The organism is Mesorhizobium sp. WSM4983, from assembly GCF_029625765.1.
GTDB lineage: Bacteria > Pseudomonadota > Alphaproteobacteria > Rhizobiales > Rhizobiaceae > Mesorhizobium.
This window is the reverse complement of record NZ_JARTVM010000009.1, coordinates 224,677-243,325: the sequence shown is the minus strand read 5'-3', so window position 1 is coordinate 243,325 and position 18,649 is coordinate 224,677. Positions and strand designations below refer to the sequence as shown.

The following is an 18,649-nucleotide window of genomic DNA, read 5'->3' as shown; positions in this document are numbered from 1 at the left end:
TCGAAGACGATCAGCTTGGCGCGCTCGCGTCCTGCCGCCTGCAGCAGGCTTTCCAGATGCGCAACGTCGTTGTGGCGAAAAATCTTCTTTTCGGCCCCGGAGCGGCGCACGCCCTCGATCATCGAGGCGTGGTTCAACTCGTCCGAGATGATCAGGCAGTTGGGCAAGAGCCTGGCGATGGTCGAAATCGAGGCTTCGTTGGAAACGAAACCGGAGGTGAAGACCAGCGCCGCCTCCTTGTCGTGCAGGTCGGCGAGCTCATGCTCCAGCTCGACCAGCGGGTTGGACGTGCCGGAAATGTTGCGGGTGCCGCCAGCGCCCGAGCCCATCCGGCCTGCCGCGTTCTGGAAGGCGGCGATGACGTCCGGATTCTGGCCCATGCCGAGATAGTCGTTGGAGCACCAGACGGTGATTTCCTGGGCGCGACCGTTGGAGCGCCAGATGGCGCGTGGAAACTTGCCCACGATGCGCTCGAGGTCGGCGAAAACGCGGTAGCGCCGCTCGGCATGGAGCTGGTCGATCGCGTCTTCGAAGAACCGCTGGTAGTTCATGTGTAAGTTTCCTGTTCAGGAGGCGCGCCGTGGGTGCGACGGTTCGATCCGCTGGACCCAAACTACGAACGAGGAAAGGGCGCCGCTTTGAGCTGTGTCAAATTGCAGGGCGCCTGGTCGTCTGAGATGCGCAGATTCTCGGCGTAGGCCCCGCCAAAACTGATCCAAATCAAAGCGCCGGGCCATCTTGCGGCCCACGCTGACCGGATGTGGAATCCAATCGCAAGCGCTCCGTTTGGCCGCAGCCTCGAACTAGCCGTTCTGGACGAGGAGGGCCTACACGCGCTTGTATTTCCGTGCGAAAAAGGGCGCGAGGGATGGCGGCATGCCGTTACCGGCGTCCGGGTCGATATCCGGCCGACACATTGGCGCGCCTGGCATCTGAAAAGAGGCCAAGAGGATTGTCAGAACCCCTCGTAGGGCAATTCCGAAGGCATGGAACGGTTTTCAGTTCGGCTTTTCCGCAAACAAAGTGCTTGCCTTCGCGCAAAGCCTTTCAGCCTTTGGGATCGGCGATCAAAGCCATACGCACCAGATGCGAAAGACTGCCAGCGCCCATCTTGCTCATGAGGTTCGCGCGATGGATTTCGACCGTGCGCGGACTGATCCCAAGATCGTAGGCTATCGTCTTATTCGGCAAACCCGAAACGAGACCGTCCAGCACCTGACGTTCCCGATCCGAGAGCGTGGACAGATTTTTCCGAATGTCGGCGGCTTGCGGGTGTGACGCCACCCCGCGGTTACGGTTATCGAGCGCCGAGCGAATTGCGCCGATCAGCACCTGGTCGTCGAATGGCTTCTCGATGAAATCGGCCGCTCCTTCCTTCATCGCTTGTACTGCCAGCGCCACGTCCGCGTGCCCGGTCATGACGATGACCGGCACGGCATGGCCGCGAGCCTTCAACTGCCGCAGGAATTCTATGCCGTCGATGCCCGGCATGCGCACGTCGGTGACGATGCAGCCGTCGACCTCCTTCGGCTCTGTTGCCAGGAATGCTGTTGCCGATTCATAGAGGCGCACCGCAAAGTCGGCTGTCGCAAGAAGGAAGCCCAGAGACTTGCGGACGTCGACGTCATCATCGACCACATGCACGACATCACTGGCCATTGGCGACCTCTTCCCTTTCCACGGCGCGCAAAGTGAACCGAAATGCGGTCCCACCGCCGGCTGCCGACTCTGCCCAGATATGACCACCATGGGACTCAACGATAGTACGGCAAATGGACAGGCCGACGCCCATGCCCTGCTTCTTGGTGGTGACGAAAGGCTGGAAGAGCTGAGCTGAGACCTCAGGGGGCAAGCCCGGACCAGTGTCGATAACGCTAACTTCCGTCATGCCGTCGTGCCGCGCTCCGGTGACGATACGCAGCTCGCGGCGCGGCTGCCCCTGCATGGCTTCCACGGCATTTCTCATCAGATTCAGCAGCACCTGCTGGATTTGGATACGGTCGGTCAAAACAAGCTCGGCCCCCGGATCGAGATCGTAAGTGACGCGCACGTCCGCCTCTCTCGCACCAACCAAAGCCAGCGACGAGGCATCCTCGATCAGCGCCGGCAGACGTTCGACCTGACGCTCGCTTTCGCCCCTAGCGACAAAATCCCTGAGACGACGGATGACATCTCCGGCGCGCAAGGCCTGCTCGGCGGCCTTTTCGACAGCCTCCTCCAACATGACGGCATTGTCGTCTTTGCTCTTTTCGAGCAGGCGGCGGCTGCCTTTGAGATAGTTCGTGATTGCCGTCAGCGGCTGGTTTATCTCGTGCGCCAGTGTCGAAGCCATTTCCCCGAGTGCGGTGAACCGCGCCATATGAAGCAGTTCCTGCTGCTGCTCCTGTATCCTCGCTTCGGCTCTGTGGCGTTCCGTCAGGTCGCGGCAGAAACCGGTGAAGAAGCGACCCGTCCCAGGGTGCATTTCGCCCACGGAGAGCTCCATCGGAAAGGTCGATCCGTCCTTGCGCATCCCGGTCACCGTACGGCCCAGCCCGATGATGCGGCGCTCTCCCGTCATCAGGTAACGCTGCATATACCCGTCATGCTCCTCCCGGTAGGGCGAGGGCATCAGCAACTTGACGTTTTGACCGATGACTTCGCTGGCCTTGTAGCCGAACAACGTCTCGGCCGCCGTACTGAAAGATTGGATCAGGGCGCTTTCGTCGATGACGATCATTGCATCGGGCACCGTCGCCAGGATCGAACGCAGGTGATCCTCGCGTAATTGCAGTGAAGCGTTGGCAAACGACAGGTCGCTGACATCCGTGCCCTGTACGAAGATAGCGCTGATGCGGCCATCCCTGGCTCTAATGGGTTGATTGACGAAGTCCAGGATGCGTTCTTCCGCCATACCCGTCTCGGCGTTGCGTAGGACGATTTTGGCATTGCGGCCCACATAAGGCTCGCCGGTTTCGCTGACACGATCGAGCAATTCGAAGAAGCCCTGGCCCTCGAGCTCCGGCAACGCTTCGCGCACCGGCTTGCCGATAACTTGCCGCTGACCGATCAGTCGCTGGTAAGCCGCATTGGTCAACTGGAAAACGTGACCGGGCTCGCTGAGCAAGGTCATGAAACCTGGAGCCTGATCGAACATCAGCGCAAGAAGCTCATGTTCCGTCATATTGTCGTGTTGCAGTCGACTGCCTGCCAGCTGGGCCGCTTTTGCCACAGTTTCGGGCGAAGCTTGCCCCTTCTTGCTCACAAGCGAACTCCGGATCGGGGAACAGCAATGATCGATGATGTAGCACTCATCCGCCTGCTCGCCAAACAGGCTGCTTTGACCATTTGATCGGTATCAAGGCGCGGCCCTTCGCAGAATGCAAATGACGAGGCATTCCGCTTCCAGGCGAGGTGCCCGAATGTCCTACAAAACGATGGTCGTCAACCTAGCCGTTGATGCAAACCCCGCGGCGATCCTCAATCTGGCAACAGAGCTCGCGCAGGGCTTCGATGCTCACCTGATCGGCCTCGCTGCCGCCGACGTTCCGCCGTTGGTCGCAACGGGGGAAGGCATGGTCCACGAAGGCAAGGTGATGCAGATCCAGCGCCTCGAGATCGAGAAACGTCTCGCCGAATTGCGCGAGCTATTCGAGAAGCTTGTCCCGCCCTCGGTCAGCAGCGAATGGAGACAACACGTATGCGGCCCGACGCGCGCTCTGGGCCTGGCAGCTCGTTCAGCCGATCTCATCGTAACAGCGGATGGCGGGGAGGATGTCTACCGGGAGGTTGATATCGCGAGCGTTGTGCTCGGCGCCGGCCGGCCTGTACTGGTCACTGCGGCCAATGCCGAGCATTTTTTGAGCAAGACTGCCCTTGTCGCCTGGAAGGACAGCCGGGAAGCACGTAGGGCCCTGTCTGATGCCTTGCCCCTCCTGGCTAAAGCAAGCGAGGTAGTCGTCGCCACCATGGAATCCGACTTCGGAGAGGATGTTCGAAACAGCCTCGCCGACATCGTTGTTTTCTTGGAGCAGCACGGCATCACCGCACGAAGCGAGGTGATCATAGGCGACGCGGACGGCGGCAAGCTCGTGACTTTTGCGTTCTCGATCCATGCCGACCTGATCGTTTCAGGGGCCTATGGTCACAGCCGACTGAGGGAATGGGCTTTTGGCGGTGTCACGCGCTCGCTAATCGACGAGAGCGGCATCAGCCGCCTCCTGTCGAACTGACGGATGGCCATCGGGCAAAATCTTGGACAGGAACCAACTCGTCACAGAGCACTGGGATTGACGATCATGGTCTGACGGGAGTCAACGCAAGCGAGACCTCCGCGATCAATAGGTCGACATCCACGGGACGAAACAGCTTGAACAGTCTCCATCTTCTTGAAGCATTTCTGCTTTTTGCCGCGCCGGGGCCGACCAATGCACTCTTGATGGTGGGAGCGGTCAAGCGAGAGAAAGCGATCGCCCTGTTGATCGCCCAGGCATGCGGGTACGGGGTCGCATCCGCCTGCTGGTTTTCGCTTCGTCCTTTGGTGTCGCCCGGCGCCGTCCTGATGATCAAGCTGGTTGCAGCCGGATGGCTGGTTGTTCTTGGCCTGCGTCTGATGTCTGGCGTTGGCGCCAACACATCCAAAAAGGCCGACGCCATTTCAGTTTTCGCGACAAGTGCCATCAATCCGAAGGGATTCATCTATTGCCTGGCAATGGTGCCGACGGACGCCGAGCCCCAGGCGCTGGGTGTGTACTGGGTCGTGCTGCTGGCGACCACGGCTGTCACGGGAACCTTTTGGATCCTGCTTGGCAGCAGGTTCAGCGGGGGCCGAACCACGGTTGACTGGGTTGCTGGCGCAGCGCTGATAGCATTCGCCGTCTTGCTTCTTGGACCACTGATCCCGTTGGCGCCTAGCCCCGGCAGAACCGGAACCGCGGTGTGGCTCCGGCAGGCGTTCTTCTAGGAGACAAGCACCACCGAAAACGGTTCCGCACAGAACAGGCTGTCCTTGACCGCCTTCACGCCGTCGACGTTTTCGGCCGCCACGACCGCCGCCTTGCGCTGGCGCTCGTCAAAGATCGCGCCACTCAATTCGACAGCCCCGTTGTCCACCGTCACGCCGATCAAGTCGCCACCACTCCAGGATTGGCTCTGCAATTCAGCGACGACGCTCCTGCGGATCAACTCGTCATCGGCGGTCGTCGCGCCCGATTTCGGCAGGACACGAGCCAAAGCGCGCAAGAGGTCCGAGCGCGTGATGATGCCGAGAATCTCGCCAGCTTCGACGATTGGAACGTTCTTGATGTTGTGGCGGGTCATCAGTTCAACGATTTCGGCGAGCGAGGCACGAGGCGACGCCGAGACGACATCCGTTGTCATCACCTCGTCGACCCGCCGTCCGTTGGCGCGAACATATTCGTCTGCGATCTTGCCGGGGCCCAGGAGGAACTGCAGCCAGCGTGCGCGGGCGCGCTGGGTGCCAAGCTCCGCTCGACGCAGGAAGTCGCCTTCGCTGACCATGCCGGCCAGCGTTCCGTCAGCGCCGACGACCGGCAGACAGCTGATCTTCTTAGACAGCATCAGTTCGACCGCGCCGGCGACGGGGGTTGCCGCGTCAATCGTGATCACCGGGGTTGTCATTATGGCACTGGCCTGCATGTACGCCTCCATCGTTTCTCGCATGTTTAGAGGCTTCCAGGCGGGCTGCGCCTTGATCTGCCTCATTTTCGGCGCGCGATTTCGTTCTCCATGTCGTCCGGGTCGATCAGGATCCGCTCGGCAGCCCCATCAAGGTCCTCGTACTGTCCGCTGCGCAGCGCCCACAGGAAGCCCGACAGGCCGAGCGCGCCCAGGAAGAGGGCCACAGGAATGAGATAGACGAGCGTGGTCATTAACGGGCCGCTTCCACGATGTCGGTGCGGTGCTGACGACGGTCACGTTGCTGGGGAGCGGCCGTCGTCGCGGCTCCCCTCAGCCGCATCGCGTTCGCGATCACGATCAGCGAGGACGCTGACATTGCGACGGCTGCGATCAGCGGCGTCACATATCCGAGGATGGCGATCGGCACGGCAAAGGCATTGTAGACGATCGCGATTGCGATGTTTTGGCGGATGAGCCGGCCTGCCTTGCGCGACAGGTCCAAGGCAAGCGGCACCGCCAGCAGGCTTTCGCGTAGGAATACGAAGTCGGCCGCCTTGCGGCCGACGTCGGCCGCGGTGGCAGGCGCCATGGACACATGCGCCGCCCCAAGCGCGGGCGTGTCGTTGAGCCCGTCGCCGACCATCACAACCTTGTGGCTGGCGCGGGCCAGCGTCTCGATCCACTCGACCTTGCCCGAAGGAAGGAGCGCCGGCACAAAGCTGTCGATGCCCAGTGAGCTGGCAACCTCGCCGCAGGCTCTCTCCGTATCGCCAGAGAGCATTTCGACCGACACGCCGGCGCGCTTCAAGCTCTCGATAGCCGCATTGGCATCGCACCGGGGCGCGTCCTCGAAGGCAAAGCACGCGACGATCGTGCCGTTTCTTGACAGAACAGTTCCGCCATAACCGCCGAGCTTGCCTTCACCTCCGGTCCCGGCCTTCCATCCGGCCCAGCCGCGCCGGCCAAGGCGCCAGATGTCGCCGCCGGCTTCGGCCTCGATGCCGAAGCCGGGTTCTTCCCGCACCGAGACAAGCCCCGGCTGGCCGGAAAAGCCGGTATGGATCGCCAGGGCCTTTGAGAACGGATGACGCGAATGCGCGGCCATGCCTGCCGCCATCGAGAGCATCGTCGGATCGATCGATGACGCATTGATGAGCCGCGGCCGACCCAGGGTCAGTGTTCCGGTCTTGTCGAAGACAGCCGCATCGATTGCGGCCAGGCGCTCCATGGCTGAGCCGTCCTTGACCATGATCCCGGCCTCGAACAGGCGCCGGGCCGCCACGACCTGCACGATCGGCACCGCAAGACCGAGCGCGCAGGGGCAGGTGATGATGAGCACGGCAATGGCGATGGTCATGGCTCGGTGCCAATCACCGGATGCCATCATCCAGCCAAGGAAGGTCGCGAAAGCCGCGATATGGACCACCGGCGCGTAAAGCGCCGATACCCGGTCGGCAATCCTTCGGTATTGCGAGCGCCCGCCTTCCGCGGCTTCCATCAACCGGACCATTTCCGCCAGGAAGGAATCCTTCGCCGCGGCGGTCGCCTTCATCGTCAGCGGGCCGGTGAGGTTCAGCGTGCCGGCCTGGACATGCGTTCCGGAGCTCACGGTTTTTGGCGTGCTTTCACCCGACACGAGCGAGCAGTCGAGGTCGGAATTGCCGCTGACTATGGCGCCGTCCACCGGTATCCGCTCTCCAGCCGCGATAAGCAGGCGCATTCCCGGCTGCAGCTCGGCGACCGGCACGTAGTCGCGCGCGCCGTCGTCGCGCAGGACCACCGATCCCCGTGCCGCAAGGCGCGATAGGCCGTTGACGGCCGTCCGCGCCCGTTCCCGCATGACGTGATCCAGCGTGCGGCCGATCAGCAGGAAGAAGAGGAGCGATGTCGAGGCATCGAAATAGGCGTGCTCACCGTGGGTTATGGTTTCGTAGAGGCTCATCGCATAGGCAAGCGACACGCCCACCGCTATCGGCACGTCCATGTTCATGCGGCCGTGACGCAAGGCGTTCGCGGCGGAGCGGAAGTAGATAGCTCCGGCGAAGACCAGGGCAGGGGTGGCGATCAGCGCCGACAGCCAGTGGAACAGGTCCCGCGTCGGGCCCTCGGCGCCAGACCAGACCGAAACGGACAAAAGCATTATGTTGCCAGCGGCGAAACCGGCGACTGCGACGGCCCGGATCAGTTCCGAGAGGGCCTTGTCCTTCTCGTGTGTTTCCGGATCGAAAAGATGTGCTTGGTAGCCCAGCCGACCGAGCACGGGAAAGAAAGGTGGGACCCTGCCGCCATGCCAGCGAACCGTTGCGCGTTTCGTCGACAGGTTGACGCGCGCGGAGTCGACGTTCTCGATCTTTGCAAGGGCGGCTTCAATCGTCTTGATGCAGGCCCCGCAGTGAACGGCCGGCACCGACAGTTCGGTTTGGTGTACGCCACCGCCCAGGCTGCGGCTGGCGAGCTTGATCTCGTCACTCGAGGGCGAAGCAGACGCCGCATCGGCGATATCCAACGCCATTTCGGCACCCGGTGCGCAGCAGCTCATTGCAGGGCTCCTTTCGAGATCATGAGGCGACGAACATCGCGAAACGGCAATGTCAGCCCGGCGTCGGCATCGATCTCGACGATCCAGACGCCGTCCTTCGGTGTATGCCGGGCGGCGAATCCCCCGGTCTTGGAAGCAGCGCCACCAGCGGCCGCGGCGAGCGTCATGGCTTCGTCCTCGGTCTCGTAGGCCGGATGCCGGAATAAGACCTTGACGCCGTGAAGCGGCACCGGATTTCCCTGTGCATCGGCAAGGCTGTAGCGGACCTCGCCGGAGGCGATGGTCAACTTGCCTTTCCAGCCGAGCGCGGCTTGTGCGCGTCCTTCCCTGGCCCGCTTGTTGAACTGCTGGCTGGCAACATAGGTGTTCTCGACGACCAGACCGGTCCAACTCCGGCGGGCGAGAGTTGCCATGGTGAGGTTCACGCCGATAACGACCGCAAAAAAAGCGAGGATCGAGGCCAGCATGTGCCTGCCAGTGAACTCGCGCGGCTTTCGTGTATCGGTGTTCATTTGCGGTTCTCGGGTGCGTTGAAACTGGCGGTGTATCGGGCGGATTCGGAACTCGCGTTGTCCGCGATGCGGAATTCGAAGCTTTGCACGGGCTCTTTGATCAGCTCGGTTGGTTGGCGGACGAAGACCTTGAGAACTTTCAACCGGTCGGGCTCGACCGCGACCGCAAATGAGCGGCTCGGAGACTGGTCGATGCCGACGATGCTCATCTCGCCGCCGTCCAGCCCTTGCAGCATGACTTCGATCGTTCTCGGCTCGGGGATCATGTTGAGCAGCTTGACGGTGTAGCCGTTGCGGATCGAGCCGTCTGACAGCGTCACGAATTGCGGATTGCGGTCGTGCAGCACATTCAGATCGAGCCGCTCGCGGGTCAGCAGCGAATAGACGAGGACAATCCCGATCGCCAACCAGGCGCCCAGATAGATGTAGGTGCGCAGGCGGAAGATCTTGCTCAGGTGGAAATGCGCCAATCCGTCGGCGAAGCTGCCGCTCGGCGTTCTCACCAGCGCCGGATTGACCGGACTAGTGCCGCCCGCGTTCGCCACCGCCATGTTGGCATTGTAGTCCGCCAGCGTGGCGTAGGAGATCAGGCCGCGTTCGCGGCCGAGCTTGTCCATGACACCGTCGCAAGCGTCGATGCAGAGCGCGCAGGTGATGCATTCCAGTTGCTGGCCGTCGCGGATATCGATGCCCATCGGGCAGACGGCGACGCAGGCGTTGCAGTCGACGCAATCGCCGACCAGCTGTCCGGCGGCCAGTGCCTTCTTGGCGTGACGCGAGCGAGGTTCGCCGCGCCAGTCGTTATAGGTCACGGTCAACGAGTTTTCGTCGAGCATGGCGGCCTGTATGCGCGGCCACGGGCACATGTAGGTGCAAACCTGCTCGCGCATCAGCCCGCCGAACACATACGTAGTGCCAGTGAGGACAGCGATCGTGACATAGGCAACGGGGGCGGCCGTGCCGGTGAAGACTTCAGCGAGCAACGTCGGCGTATCAGCAAAGTAGAAGATCCAAGCGCCGCCGGTGGCCATGCCTATGGCCAGCCAGATGACGTGCTTGATGGAACGCAGGAACAGCTTGCGCGCCGTCCAGGGAGCGGCGTCCAGCTTCATGCGGGCATTGCGGTCGCCTTCGATCGCGCGCTCGACCACGAGGAAAAGGTCGACCCAGACGGTCTGCGGGCAGGCGTAGCCGCACCAGGCTCGCCCGACCGTGGAAGTGACCAGGAACAGGCCGACGCCCGCCATCATGAGGAGGCCGGCGACGTAGTAGAATTCCTGCGGCCAGATCTCGATGAAGAAGAAGTAGAAGCGGCGGTTCGCCAGATCGACAAGCACAGCCTGGTCGGGAGCGAAGGAGCCGCGATCCCAGCGCAGCCACGGCGTCAGGTAATAGATGCCCAGCGTGATCGCCATCACCAGCCACTTGAACTGGCGGAAACGGCCCGAAGCGCGCTTCGGAAAGATCTTCTTGCGCGCGGCGTAAAGAGGCTGGCGCGTCTTCGCGGAATTCACCGCTTCGGCCTCGAGCCGTTCTACCTGCGTCTGGTCGAGCACATGCATCTCCAACGGCGGCAAAGGACGGAGCCGCTCTCATCGGGCAGTCTTGCCGGATGTCTCATCGCAGCGCGTTGACCCAGGTCAAAAACCGCCGATGGAACAAGTCGAGGCCCGGCTCGGCCGGGCCTCGTCGCTTGCACGCCGAGGGCCGAGAATAGGCCCCGCTTCCTATTCTCCGCCGCCAAGCGAATGAACGTAGACTGCCAGTTCCTTGACCGTCGCCTCGCCCAGGCGCCCGCCCCAAGCGGGCATCACCCCGTTGTGCGGCGCGCGGACCTGCGCCGCGATCGCCGCTTCGCTGGACCCATAAAGCCAGATGGCGTCGGTAAGGTCGGGCGCTCCAAGCTCCCGGTTGCCCTTTGCATTCTCGCCATGGCACGCGGCGCAATTGTCGGCGAAGACCTTGGCGCCGGGGCCGACCAGGTTCTTGTCCTGGACAGGGCCCGAGAGGCTGGCGACATAAGCGCTGACCTCAGCGATCTGGTCAGGCTTCAGCACATCGGCGAAGGCGGTCATCTCCGACTGGCGAGTATCGGCATCGGTGGCGAAGCGAACGCCGTGCGTGATCGTCTGCTGGATCTGGTCGGTCTTTCCACCCCAGAGCCAATCGTCGTCGTTGAGGTTCGGAAACCCTGTCGACCCTTGCGCGCCGGAGCCGTGGCATTGCACGCAGTTGACCCTGAACGCAGCGCCGCCCGCGGCGACGGCGAACTCGCGCAACGCGTTATCGGCGGCGATCTCGGAGACGCTCTTGGCCTGGATCGCCGCGACATACTGGGCCTTGGCCGTTTCGGCGGCGGCCATCTCGTTCTTGACGTCGTTGCGGCTGGAGAAGCCCAGAACACCCTCGGTGGCAGAGCTGATCATCGGCCACGCCGGATAGGCGATCGTGTAGGCGAGAGCCCACGCGATGGTGATGTAGAAGGTGATCACCCACCAGCGCGGCAGCGGATTGTTGAGCTCCCTGATGCCGTCCCATTCGTGACCGGTCGTCGCGATGCCCGAGATTTCGTCGATATGCTCGCTGCTCATGATCAGCCGTCCTTGAGTGGAATCTGTGCGGCCTGGTCGGCGTGCGCCTTGCCGCCGGGGCGGAGCGCGAAGGCAACGCAGCCGACGAAGAACAGCGCCATGGCGAGCAGGCCCCAGCTGTCGGCAAACTCCCGCATCAAATTGTAGTCCATCGGTCACTCTCCTCAGCGATAGCCGGCGGCTTCGTCATAGGTCTTGAAGTCGACCAGCGTGCCGAGCATTTGCAGATATGCGACGAGCGCATCCATCTCGGTAACCTGCTGCGGATTGCCGTCGAAGTCGCCGATCTTGGCCTTGGGATAGCGCGCTTCCAGGCCCGACGTGTCGGCGCTGGGATCGGCCTGCGCCATCAGGTCCGCATTGGCGTTGGCAATCATTTCGTCCGTATAGGGAACGCCGACGCGCCGGTTCGCGACCAGATGTGTGGAGAAGTCCTTCACGTCGACCGGCGTGTCCTTCAGGAAGGCGTAGCCGGGCATGATCGATTCCGGCACCACCGAGCGGGGGTCGGCAAGGTGCTGGACGTGCCAGTTGTTGGAGTAGCGGTCGCCGACGCGGGCAAGGTCCGGTCCGGTTCGCTTGGAACCCCATTGGAACGGGTGGTCGTACATCGACTCGGCCGCCAGGCTGTAATGGCCATAGCGCTCGACCTCGTCCCTGAACGGCCGGATCATCTGGCTGTGGCAGAGGTAGCAGCCTTCGCGGACATAGATGTCGCGTCCCGCAAGCTCGAGCGGCGAGTAAGGCCGCATGCCTTCGACCTTCTCGATCGTGTTATCGAGGTAGAAGAGCGGCGCGATCTCGACGATGCCGCCAATGGTCACGACCAGCAGGGACCCGACGAGAAGAAGCGTGGCGTTCCTCTCGATGAGCGCGTGTTTGTCCATCAAGCCCATGTCTGGCTCCTTATTCGGCAGGCTGGAGGGCGGGCGCGGAGCCCTGCTGGGATTGCTCCTCGCGCTGGTACCCTAGAATGGTCATGGTGATGTTCCATGCCATGATCAGCATGCCGGCAAGGTAGAGAGCGCCGCCCGCGGCGCGCATGACGTAGTAGGGGTGCATGGCGGCGACCGTCTCAGCGAAGGAATAGACGAGGAAACCCTGCTCGTCGTACTCGCGCCACATCAGGCCCTGCATGATGCCGGAGACCCACATGACCGCGGCGTAGACGACGATTCCGAGCGTCGCCAGCCAGAGGTGCCAGGTGACGAGCCGCAGCGAATAGAGCCGCTGACGGTTCCACAGCTTCGGCACCATGTAGTAGATGGCGCCGAACGAGATCAGCCCGACCCAGCCAAGCGCGCCCGAATGGACGTGGCCGATTGTCCAGTCCGTATAGTGGGACAGCGAGTTGACGGCCTTGATCGACATCATCGGGCCTTCGAAGGTCGACATGCCGTAGAAGGCGATGGCCGCGACCATCATGCGCACGATCGGATCGGTGCGGATCTTGTCCCAGGCGCCTGACAGGGTCATGAGGCCGTTGATCATGCCGCCCCAGGACGGCATCCACAGCATGATCGAGAACACCATGCCGAGCGTCTGAGCCCAGTCGGGCAGGGCGGTGTAGTGAAGGTGATGGGGGCCCGCCCAGATGTAGAGGAAGATCAGGGCCCAGAAGTGGATGATCGAGAGGCGATAGGAGTAGACCGGCCGGTTCACCTGCTTCGGCACGAAATAGTACATCATGCCGAGGAAGCCGGCGGTGAGGAAGAAGCCGACGGCGTTGTGGCCGTACCACCATTGCGTGAGCGCGTCCTGGACGCCGGAGAAAGCCGAATAGCTCTTCGATCCAAGGAAGGAGGCCGGCATCGCAAGGTTGTTGACGACGTGCAGCATCGCGATGGTGATGATGAAGGACAGGTAGAACCAGTTCGCGACGTAGATGTGCGGTTCCTTGCGCTTCAGGATAGTGCCGAGGAAGAGCAACAGATAGGCGACCCAGACGATGGTCAGCCAGATATCGACATACCATTCGGGTTCGGCGTATTCATGGCTCTCGGTGATGCCGAGCAGATAGCCGGTCGCGGCCATGACGATGAAGAGCTGGTAACCCCAGAAGACGAACCAGGCGAGATTGCCGCCGAACAGGCGGGCGCGGCAGGTGCGTTGCACCACGTAGAGGGAGGTGCACAGAAGCGCGTTGCCGCCGAAGGCAAAGACGACAGCAGAGGTGTGCAGCGGGCGCAGACGGCCGAAATTGAACCATGGCGCGACATTCAGGTCGGGATAAGCGAGCTGCAGCGCGATAATCACGCCGACCAGCATCCCGACACCCCCCCAGAATATGGTTGCGATCGCGCCGTAGCGGACCGGACCGTCCATGTACGCGCTGGGGTCAACGGGGATCGCCGGCTTGAAGTCCGTCGTGCGCAACAGGATCGCGGTGAAGCCAACCAAGACGAAGAACAAGACCCACATATGCTGGCGAAAGGGTTCGTCCACGCCGAAGCCGGCGGCCACAAGCGCCGCAAAAGCAAAGAGGCTTAGAAGAACGAGCTCCGTGCCAAATCTCATCGCAAGTCCCCGATCTCGAATTCCGGCGGATGCCGACGGCCGCATGAGTTCCTCAATCGGGGACTGTCGGCTTTGATCTAGGTCAAAGCCCTGTCGTTTCGGTTTGGGCAGCCTCGATGCCAGTTCGGTCAGGAGGCGGATCGTTGGGCAGGAAAAGGCACGCCGGCACGGCGCCTTGGCAAGACTGCGGCCAACTGTCCCAAGCCGCTGGGTTCGGTGATGAACCAGTGCCGGGCGCCATGATGAGACGGGCACATCGGGAAAAGCTGCGGCTTTGCGATACGCTCGAGCAATTGGCCGACGCCCTGCCGCATGTGGATCGCCTGCAATGCCTTGGCGTGGCCAACAGCATCGTTCCGCTGCTACGCGCCATTCACCGCTATGAGGAAACGGTCGTCTTCCCGGCCTATGAGGCGGCTCTCACCCTGGCTGAGTCCAATCTTGCCTCCATCAGCCGGCTGCGCGCGGAGCATATCGAGGACGAATGCTACGCTGACGAATTGACCGAGGCCCTGCTGACGATCGGCCACGGAGACAGGATCGAAAACGCTGAAGCCGTCGGTTTCATGCTGCGCGGCTTCTTCGAGAGCATGCGGCGCCATATCGCGTTCGAGCGCGAGCACATTCTTCCGAGGATCGGACTGAGCGACTCTTAGAGCGCTCCGCCAACCGCGCTGGCGCGATCAGTCACCACAGCGTTGTTGCAGGCGGCTGAGGCTGTCCACCGTGACATGGCGGTTGCTCTCGATCCGGATCACATCGTCGGTGCGCAGTCGCGTCAGCTGGCGGCTGACCGTCTCGATGGTGAGTCCGAGAAAATCAGCGATGTCGGCACGCGTCAGCGGCAAGTCGAAGCTGGCCGACCTGGCTGCCGGATCGGACGCCGGGTCTATATTCCTGGCAATCAAAAGAAGGAAGCTGGCGACCCTTTCGGACGCTGTCTTGCGCCCCAGCGCTACCATCCAGTCTCGCGCTTCATCGAGGTCGTTCAGAGCCTGCTTGAGCAGGCGGTGTTCGAATCCCGGAGAAGCCCTCATCATCCGTTCGATCACCGTCCTTGGAAACGAGCATAGTGATACTTCCGTAGCCGCTTCGGCATTGATTGCACTTTCGGACTTGAACGGTCGCCCCAGGAAATCCGGAGCGAACTGCAGGCCGACGATCTGCTGGCGCCCGTCCGAAAGGCTCTTTGTCAGTTTGACAACCCCGGAGAGGACGTTCGAATAGCGTTCTACGACTTCGGCATCGCCCATCAGCTCAGCACCCGGTGACACGCCGTGCCTTAAGGCTGTCTTGGATAGCTCAACCAGCTGATCGGGTTCGAGCGCACCACATAAACCACGGTGCCGCGCTTCACAGGACTGGCAAAGCACAGGGATACCGGCACTATGGATGTCCTGTCGAACGTTCATCGCATCTGAAGCCAAAACAAAGTGGGGCCGAGCCCAACAAGGTTGGCAGGGTATCACCTTTGCATTGTGGGATTGTTGCGTCCTTTTGTCCTTTGGTCCGCATTGATTGAAATCAAGGCTTCACGAGACGAGCGCGGCTAGGTTGCGGCATGCAACAGAAAACGGCGAACGATATCCGCATGGCCTTGGCCAACAGCTCGGCCGAGAACGTGCCGCGGTATACGAGCTATCCGACGGCGCCACACTTTCACCCTGGCGTCGACCCAGTCGTCGTTCGGGGCTGGCTGGATGGGCTGGAAGGCGATGACGAGATATCGCTGTATCTGCACATCCCCTACTGCGACAGGCTGTGCTGGTTCTGCGCCTGCCATACCAAGCAGACACGGCACTATGCGCCGGTGGCCACCTTCCTGCGCTCGCTGCACAGGGAAATCGAAACCGTCGGTGGCCTTGTCAGTGGCCAGGGCAGGGTGCGCGCCGTTCATTTCGGCGGCGGCTCCCCGACGATGCTGAAACCGGACGACATCCTGATGCTCGGAAGAGCGTTGCGGGATCGGTTCGACTTTCTCGATGACGCCAGTTTCAGCGTCGAGATCGACCCGAGCGACATGGACGAGGGGCGGCTCGATGCTTTCGCCGCGATCGGCATGACGCGGGCGAGCCTCGGCGTCCAGGACTTTGATCCCAAAGTGCAGAAGGCGATCAATCGCGAGCAGAGTTTCGCGCTGACCAAAAGCATTGTTGATGCTGTGCGCGCGCGGGGCGTGAGATCCGTCAACCTGGACCTGCTCTACGGTTTGCCGCATCAGACCTGCGAGAGCGTCGCCGCGACAGTCACCCAGGCGCTGACGCTGGCGCCGGACCGGCTTGCCCTATTCGGCTACGCGCATGTGCCATGGTTCAAGAAGCACCAGACGATGATCGATGAGGCCTGGCTGCCCGATTCAGCCGCACGTCTGGCGCAGTCGCAGCTTGCCGCACGAATGATTGTCGATGCCGGCTACGAGGCGCTGGGACTGGATCATTTCGCAAAGCCGCATGATGCGCTGGCGGTTGCCGCGCGCGGCGGCAGGATCCACCGCAATTTCCAGGGCTACACCGAGGACCCGTGTGAAACCCTGATCGGTCTTGGGCCCTCCGCGATCAGCCGGTTCCGCCAGGGTTATGCCCAGAACATTGTCGCAACTGGTGAATACGCAAAGGCTGTCGATGCCGGACAACTGGCAACGGAGCGCGGCATTGAGCTTAGTGTGGATGATCAGGCGAGGGCCTGGCTCATCGAGCGCCTGATGTGCAACTTCACTTTCTCAGCGATAGAACTTGTCGAACGCTTCGGGAATATCGGCCAAAGGCTGCTCTGTGAGGCGAGCCGATTGGCCATCAGCGGAGCAGGCCAGCTTCTTCGGCTCGATGGTGAATACTTCATCGTGCCCGAAGAAAGCCGTCCGCTGGTCAGGACGGTGGCGGCGAAATTCGACAAGTATTTCAGAAACGGAACCGGCAGGCACTCGTTGGCGGTCTGAGCGCAAAGCTGGGCCTAGCACTCAAAAGTGCTCGCCCGCCTTGAACGGACCGATACGGGTTCCGGCCGCAATCAGATAGGCTGTTGACCAGCCGATCAGCAGAAACCCGTTCACGCCTTCCAGAGCAGCCAGGACACGCCAACCGTGGGCGGGTATGACGTCGCCATAGCCGACCGTGGAAAAGGTGATGGTGGAGAAGTAGAGCGCAGTCTCGAAGTCCGGGAGGACGCCGAGTAGTCTGTACATTCCGGCCCAGAGCCAAACTTCCGCTGTCATGACAGCGAAAAGCCCCATCACGACACTGATCATGGCGAGGATGCGGCTGCGGCGGCCGTGCATGCGAAAATGCGCCACGAGGTGCGCCATCACGTGAGTGATCGCGATCAGGCCGAAGGTGTGAATCAGGACCGTCAGGCTGATGACGCTCGTGCCGACGCAGAGATTGAGGATCATTCGACGAAGCTATGACCCCCGACGGGCCTAGTCTTTGCGTAAAATCAAGTCGGGATCAGCCTGCCAAGGTTCCAGGACAATCAACCAGCCGGGCCCGACTATGGCCTACCTGCACGCTGCCGCCCGATCCAGGCGAAGGAACATGGCGAGCTTCAGGCTCGCTGCTATTCGCTCCGCGCGCTCGATGAACGCCGCCGCGGTTTCGGGCTCGAACTGGTCCGATGCCGTCGCCCGGAAGAGAGCCAACCAGGTGTCGAAGTCGACTTCTGTGACATCCTCCAGTTTCAGGTGAGCCGGCACCTGACGTCCATGATAGTCGCCGCTCTTCAACATGACGGAGCACCAGAAATTCGTGCATCTTCTCGAGGTGAGGTCCCCAGTCGCCAGTGATCTCCCGGGTGAAGATGGGTCCGAGCCGCTCGTCCTCTCTCACTCTGGCATAGAATTTGCGCACCAGTGCACCTATCGAAGCACGATCCACACCGGGGCGCATCAGAGGCTGTTCGGTGACAGGGCGAATCCTGTCAGTCAAAATTGACTTCGATGTCATTCATATTCCTTGTCAGCAGGCAGTCAGGTCAGGCCAAGGCGACGAACCACGGCCCTCAGGAAGCCTTCGCGGTCGCGGACAAGCCGGAAGCCCAGATTGTCTGGTGGTGTGCCGACCGCGCAGCCGCCGCTTTTGCCATCGCGGATGAAGTTCGACATGTAGGTGCGGTGGAAACCTTCCACAACATGGACACCGCAATAGGTGACCACACTGGCTACGACCTCGCCGGACACACGCGCGTGTGTGTAGCAGGTCGATGTCCACTCCCAGACATTGCCGGCAATATCGGCAACGCCCTTTGAATTGAGACCAAAGGATCCGCTTGACCGCGGTTCGGGATCCGGTTTGCGATCGAGCGCGGCCTCATTGCGATAGCGGGTGAGCCATCGCCTTGCCGGATTGGCCGGGTCGCCTTCACCGCCTTCTATATCTGCCCGAAATCGCTCCGCCGCCGCGTAAGCCCATTCCACGTCAGTCGGCAGCCGCCACACTTCGCCCGTCTTTGCCGACAACCAGTTCGCATAGGCCTGCGCATCGAGAAAGCTGATCCCAGTTGCTGGAACATTGCCGGCAAGATTTGACTCAGCAGGCCTGCAGGCGCCGTCCGAAACGCAACGGTCGTAGTCCGTTGCGCTCACCTGGAACTTCATGATTTCCACCGGCGCTTCGATAGTTTCGGTCAAGGCAGGCGCTGGGGCAGGATGGTTGTCCTTGAGGAATTCGCCTGGCTGCGGATGCTTGAATGAACCGGGTGCCAGAGCCACCAGCTCGCGTGGTGCAGCCGCGATCGCCGCGCGCGAGGACATGCCATCGAGCGCCTGGCTGACCCCCAGGCCGATGACGGCGGCAGCCCCGATAACACCGAATGTGAAGATAGGATCGAAGGACATGCTGCACCCCCCGGGGAGCAGCGCAATCCGCCAGAAGCGGGCT

20 protein-coding genes are annotated in these 18,649 nt (G+C 61.9%); 4 read left to right on the top strand and 16 right to left on the bottom strand.

The genetic code is table 11. The annotated features are described in order from the left end of the window. The 3 genes from P9254_RS22725 to P9254_RS22710 all read right to left on the bottom strand — a co-directional run. The coding region (locus tag P9254_RS22725) for an aminotransferase class I/II-fold pyridoxal phosphate-dependent enzyme (RefSeq protein ID WP_278103903.1) at positions 1–551 on the bottom strand (551 nt) is incomplete at its 3' end. 496 nt (positions 552–1,047) lie between these two features. Then, positions 1,048–1,659, bottom strand: a complete 612-nt coding sequence (gene fixJ / locus P9254_RS22715) for a response regulator FixJ (protein ID WP_278055709.1) — start codon at positions 1,657–1,659, stop codon at positions 1,048–1,050. Beyond that, complete coding sequence (locus P9254_RS22710; protein ID WP_278055707.1) at positions 1,649–3,163, bottom strand: PAS domain S-box protein; 1,515 nt, start codon at positions 3,161–3,163, stop codon at positions 1,649–1,651. Before P9254_RS22710 ends, fixJ begins: the two co-directional genes overlap by 11 nt. 238 nt (positions 3,164–3,401) lie before the next feature. On the opposite strand from P9254_RS22710, the gene P9254_RS22705 reads away from it, so the two are divergent. Both P9254_RS22705 and P9254_RS22700 read left to right on the top strand, forming a co-directional pair. Further along, positions 3,402–4,211: a universal stress protein gene (locus tag P9254_RS22705; RefSeq protein ID WP_278055413.1), complete on the top strand. Its 810-nt coding sequence runs from the start codon at positions 3,402–3,404 to the stop codon at positions 4,209–4,211. 137 nt (positions 4,212–4,348) lie between these two features. Continuing rightward, complete coding sequence (locus P9254_RS22700; protein ID WP_278055410.1) at positions 4,349–4,942, top strand: hypothetical protein; 594 nt, start codon at positions 4,349–4,351, stop codon at positions 4,940–4,942. On the opposite strand, the gene P9254_RS22695 is transcribed toward P9254_RS22700, so the two are convergent. The 9 genes from P9254_RS22695 to ccoN form a co-directional block, all read right to left on the bottom strand. Next, the gene (locus P9254_RS22695) at positions 4,939–5,703 is read right to left on the bottom strand and encodes a CBS domain-containing protein (RefSeq protein ID WP_336619668.1); all 765 of its coding nucleotides are present in this window, start codon (positions 5,701–5,703) and stop codon (positions 4,939–4,941) included. The two genes, P9254_RS22700 and P9254_RS22695, sit on opposite strands and share 4 nt — an antisense overlap. Beyond that, positions 5,700–5,870 carry a cbb3-type cytochrome oxidase assembly protein CcoS gene (gene ccoS, locus P9254_RS22690; RefSeq protein WP_278055409.1) on the bottom strand — a complete coding sequence of 57 codons (171 nt, stop codon included), beginning with the start codon at positions 5,868–5,870 and terminating at the stop codon, positions 5,700–5,702. The genes P9254_RS22695 and ccoS overlap by 4 nt, the downstream gene beginning before the upstream one ends. After that, complete coding sequence (locus tag P9254_RS22685; RefSeq protein WP_278055407.1) at positions 5,870–8,158, bottom strand: cation-translocating P-type ATPase; 2,289 nt, start codon at positions 8,156–8,158, stop codon at positions 5,870–5,872. The genes ccoS and P9254_RS22685 overlap by 1 nt, the downstream gene beginning before the upstream one ends. Continuing rightward, on the bottom strand, positions 8,155–8,670 hold the full coding sequence (locus P9254_RS22680) for a FixH family protein (protein ID WP_278055406.1): 516 nt from the start codon (positions 8,668–8,670) through the stop codon (positions 8,155–8,157). Before P9254_RS22680 ends, P9254_RS22685 begins: the two co-directional genes overlap by 4 nt. Then, a complete protein-coding gene (gene ccoG, locus P9254_RS22675) occupies positions 8,667–10,232 on the bottom strand; it encodes a cytochrome c oxidase accessory protein CcoG (RefSeq protein ID WP_442920337.1) in 1,566 nt (521 codons plus the stop codon). Before ccoG ends, P9254_RS22680 begins: the two co-directional genes overlap by 4 nt. 165 nt (positions 10,233–10,397) lie before the next feature. Beyond that, positions 10,398–11,261 (bottom strand): cytochrome-c oxidase, cbb3-type subunit III, encoded by an 864-nt coding sequence (ccoP, locus tag P9254_RS22670; protein ID WP_278055403.1) that lies wholly within the window; start codon positions 11,259–11,261, stop codon positions 10,398–10,400. Between the two features lie 2 nt (positions 11,262–11,263). Beyond that, positions 11,264–11,413 carry a cbb3-type cytochrome c oxidase subunit 3 gene (locus P9254_RS22665; protein ID WP_127239746.1) on the bottom strand — a complete coding sequence of 50 codons (150 nt, stop codon included), beginning with the start codon at positions 11,411–11,413 and terminating at the stop codon, positions 11,264–11,266. Positions 11,414–11,425: 12 nt separating this feature from the next. Further along, positions 11,426–12,157 (bottom strand): cytochrome-c oxidase, cbb3-type subunit II, encoded by a 732-nt coding sequence (ccoO, locus tag P9254_RS22660; protein WP_278055402.1) that lies wholly within the window; start codon positions 12,155–12,157, stop codon positions 11,426–11,428. 10 nt (positions 12,158–12,167) lie between these two features. Continuing rightward, on the bottom strand, positions 12,168–13,778 hold the full coding sequence (ccoN, locus tag P9254_RS22655; protein ID WP_278055401.1) for a cytochrome-c oxidase, cbb3-type subunit I: 1,611 nt from the start codon (positions 13,776–13,778) through the stop codon (positions 12,168–12,170). Positions 13,779–14,020: 242 nt separating this feature from the next. Here ccoN and P9254_RS22650 point away from each other — a divergent pair, with 242 nt between their 5' ends. Beyond that, a complete protein-coding gene (locus P9254_RS22650) occupies positions 14,021–14,434 on the top strand; it encodes a hemerythrin domain-containing protein (protein WP_278055703.1) in 414 nt (137 codons plus the stop codon). Between the two features lie 27 nt (positions 14,435–14,461). On the opposite strand, the gene P9254_RS22645 is transcribed toward P9254_RS22650, so the two are convergent. Next, positions 14,462–15,190 carry a Crp/Fnr family transcriptional regulator gene (locus P9254_RS22645; RefSeq protein WP_278055400.1) on the bottom strand — a complete coding sequence of 243 codons (729 nt, stop codon included), beginning with the start codon at positions 15,188–15,190 and terminating at the stop codon, positions 14,462–14,464. A 149-nt stretch (positions 15,191–15,339) separates the two neighbouring features. On the opposite strand from P9254_RS22645, the gene hemN reads away from it, so the two are divergent. After that, positions 15,340–16,713, top strand: coding sequence for an oxygen-independent coproporphyrinogen III oxidase (hemN, locus tag P9254_RS22640; protein WP_278055399.1), 1,374 nt, complete (start codon positions 15,340–15,342; stop codon positions 16,711–16,713). A 21-nt stretch (positions 16,714–16,734) separates the two neighbouring features. Here hemN and P9254_RS22635 read toward each other — a convergent pair whose 3' ends face one another. The 3 genes from P9254_RS22635 to P9254_RS22625 all read right to left on the bottom strand — a co-directional run bounded on the left by P9254_RS22635 (position 16,735) and on the right by P9254_RS22625 (position 18,606). Next, the gene (locus P9254_RS22635) at positions 16,735–17,166 is read right to left on the bottom strand and encodes a potassium channel family protein (protein ID WP_278055397.1); all 432 of its coding nucleotides are present in this window, start codon (positions 17,164–17,166) and stop codon (positions 16,735–16,737) included. Between the two features lie 105 nt (positions 17,167–17,271). After that, positions 17,272–17,499, bottom strand: a complete 228-nt coding sequence (locus tag P9254_RS29005; RefSeq protein WP_336619666.1) for a group III truncated hemoglobin — start codon at positions 17,497–17,499, stop codon at positions 17,272–17,274. Between the two features lie 240 nt (positions 17,500–17,739). Further along, positions 17,740–18,606, bottom strand: coding sequence for an SUMF1/EgtB/PvdO family nonheme iron enzyme (locus tag P9254_RS22625; RefSeq protein WP_278055396.1), 867 nt, complete (start codon positions 18,604–18,606; stop codon positions 17,740–17,742). Positions 18,607–18,649: the final 43 nt, after the last annotated feature.

Coding starts and splice junctions, on each gene's coding strand:
- fixJ (WP_278055709.1), bottom strand. CDS start 1,659: ATGGCCAGTGATGTCGTGCATGTGGTCGATGATGACGTCGACGTCCGC.
- P9254_RS22710 (WP_278055707.1), bottom strand. CDS start 3,163: ATGACGGAACATGAGCTTCTTGCGCTGATGTTCGATCAGGCTCCAGGT.
- P9254_RS22705 (WP_278055413.1), top strand. CDS start 3,402: ATGTCCTACAAAACGATGGTCGTCAACCTAGCCGTTGATGCAAACCCC.
- P9254_RS22695 (WP_336619668.1), bottom strand. CDS start 5,703: ATGAGGCAGATCAAGGCGCAGCCCGCCTGGAAGCCTCTAAACATGCGA.
- ccoS (WP_278055409.1), bottom strand. CDS start 5,870: ATGACCACGCTCGTCTATCTCATTCCTGTGGCCCTCTTCCTGGGCGCG.
- P9254_RS22685 (WP_278055407.1), bottom strand. CDS start 8,158: ATGAGCTGCTGCGCACCGGGTGCCGAAATGGCGTTGGATATCGCCGAT.
- P9254_RS22680 (WP_278055406.1), bottom strand. CDS start 8,670: ATGAACACCGATACACGAAAGCCGCGCGAGTTCACTGGCAGGCACATG.
- ccoG (WP_442920337.1), bottom strand. CDS start 10,232: ATGCATGTGCTCGACCAGACGCAGGTAGAACGGCTCGAGGCCGAAGCG.
- ccoP (WP_278055403.1), bottom strand. CDS start 11,261: ATGAGCAGCGAGCATATCGACGAAATCTCGGGCATCGCGACGACCGGT.
- P9254_RS22665 (WP_127239746.1), bottom strand. CDS start 11,413: ATGGACTACAATTTGATGCGGGAGTTTGCCGACAGCTGGGGCCTGCTC.
- ccoO (WP_278055402.1), bottom strand. CDS start 12,157: ATGGGCTTGATGGACAAACACGCGCTCATCGAGAGGAACGCCACGCTT.
- ccoN (WP_278055401.1), bottom strand. CDS start 13,778: ATGAGATTTGGCACGGAGCTCGTTCTTCTAAGCCTCTTTGCTTTTGCG.
- P9254_RS22650 (WP_278055703.1), top strand. CDS start 14,021: ATGAGACGGGCACATCGGGAAAAGCTGCGGCTTTGCGATACGCTCGAG.
- P9254_RS22645 (WP_278055400.1), bottom strand. CDS start 15,190: ATGAACGTTCGACAGGACATCCATAGTGCCGGTATCCCTGTGCTTTGC.
- hemN (WP_278055399.1), top strand. CDS start 15,340: ATGCAACAGAAAACGGCGAACGATATCCGCATGGCCTTGGCCAACAGC.
- P9254_RS22635 (WP_278055397.1), bottom strand. CDS start 17,166: ATGATCCTCAATCTCTGCGTCGGCACGAGCGTCATCAGCCTGACGGTC.
- P9254_RS29005 (WP_336619666.1), bottom strand. CDS start 17,499: ATGTTGAAGAGCGGCGACTATCATGGACGTCAGGTGCCGGCTCACCTG.
- P9254_RS22625 (WP_278055396.1), bottom strand. CDS start 18,606: ATGTCCTTCGATCCTATCTTCACATTCGGTGTTATCGGGGCTGCCGCC.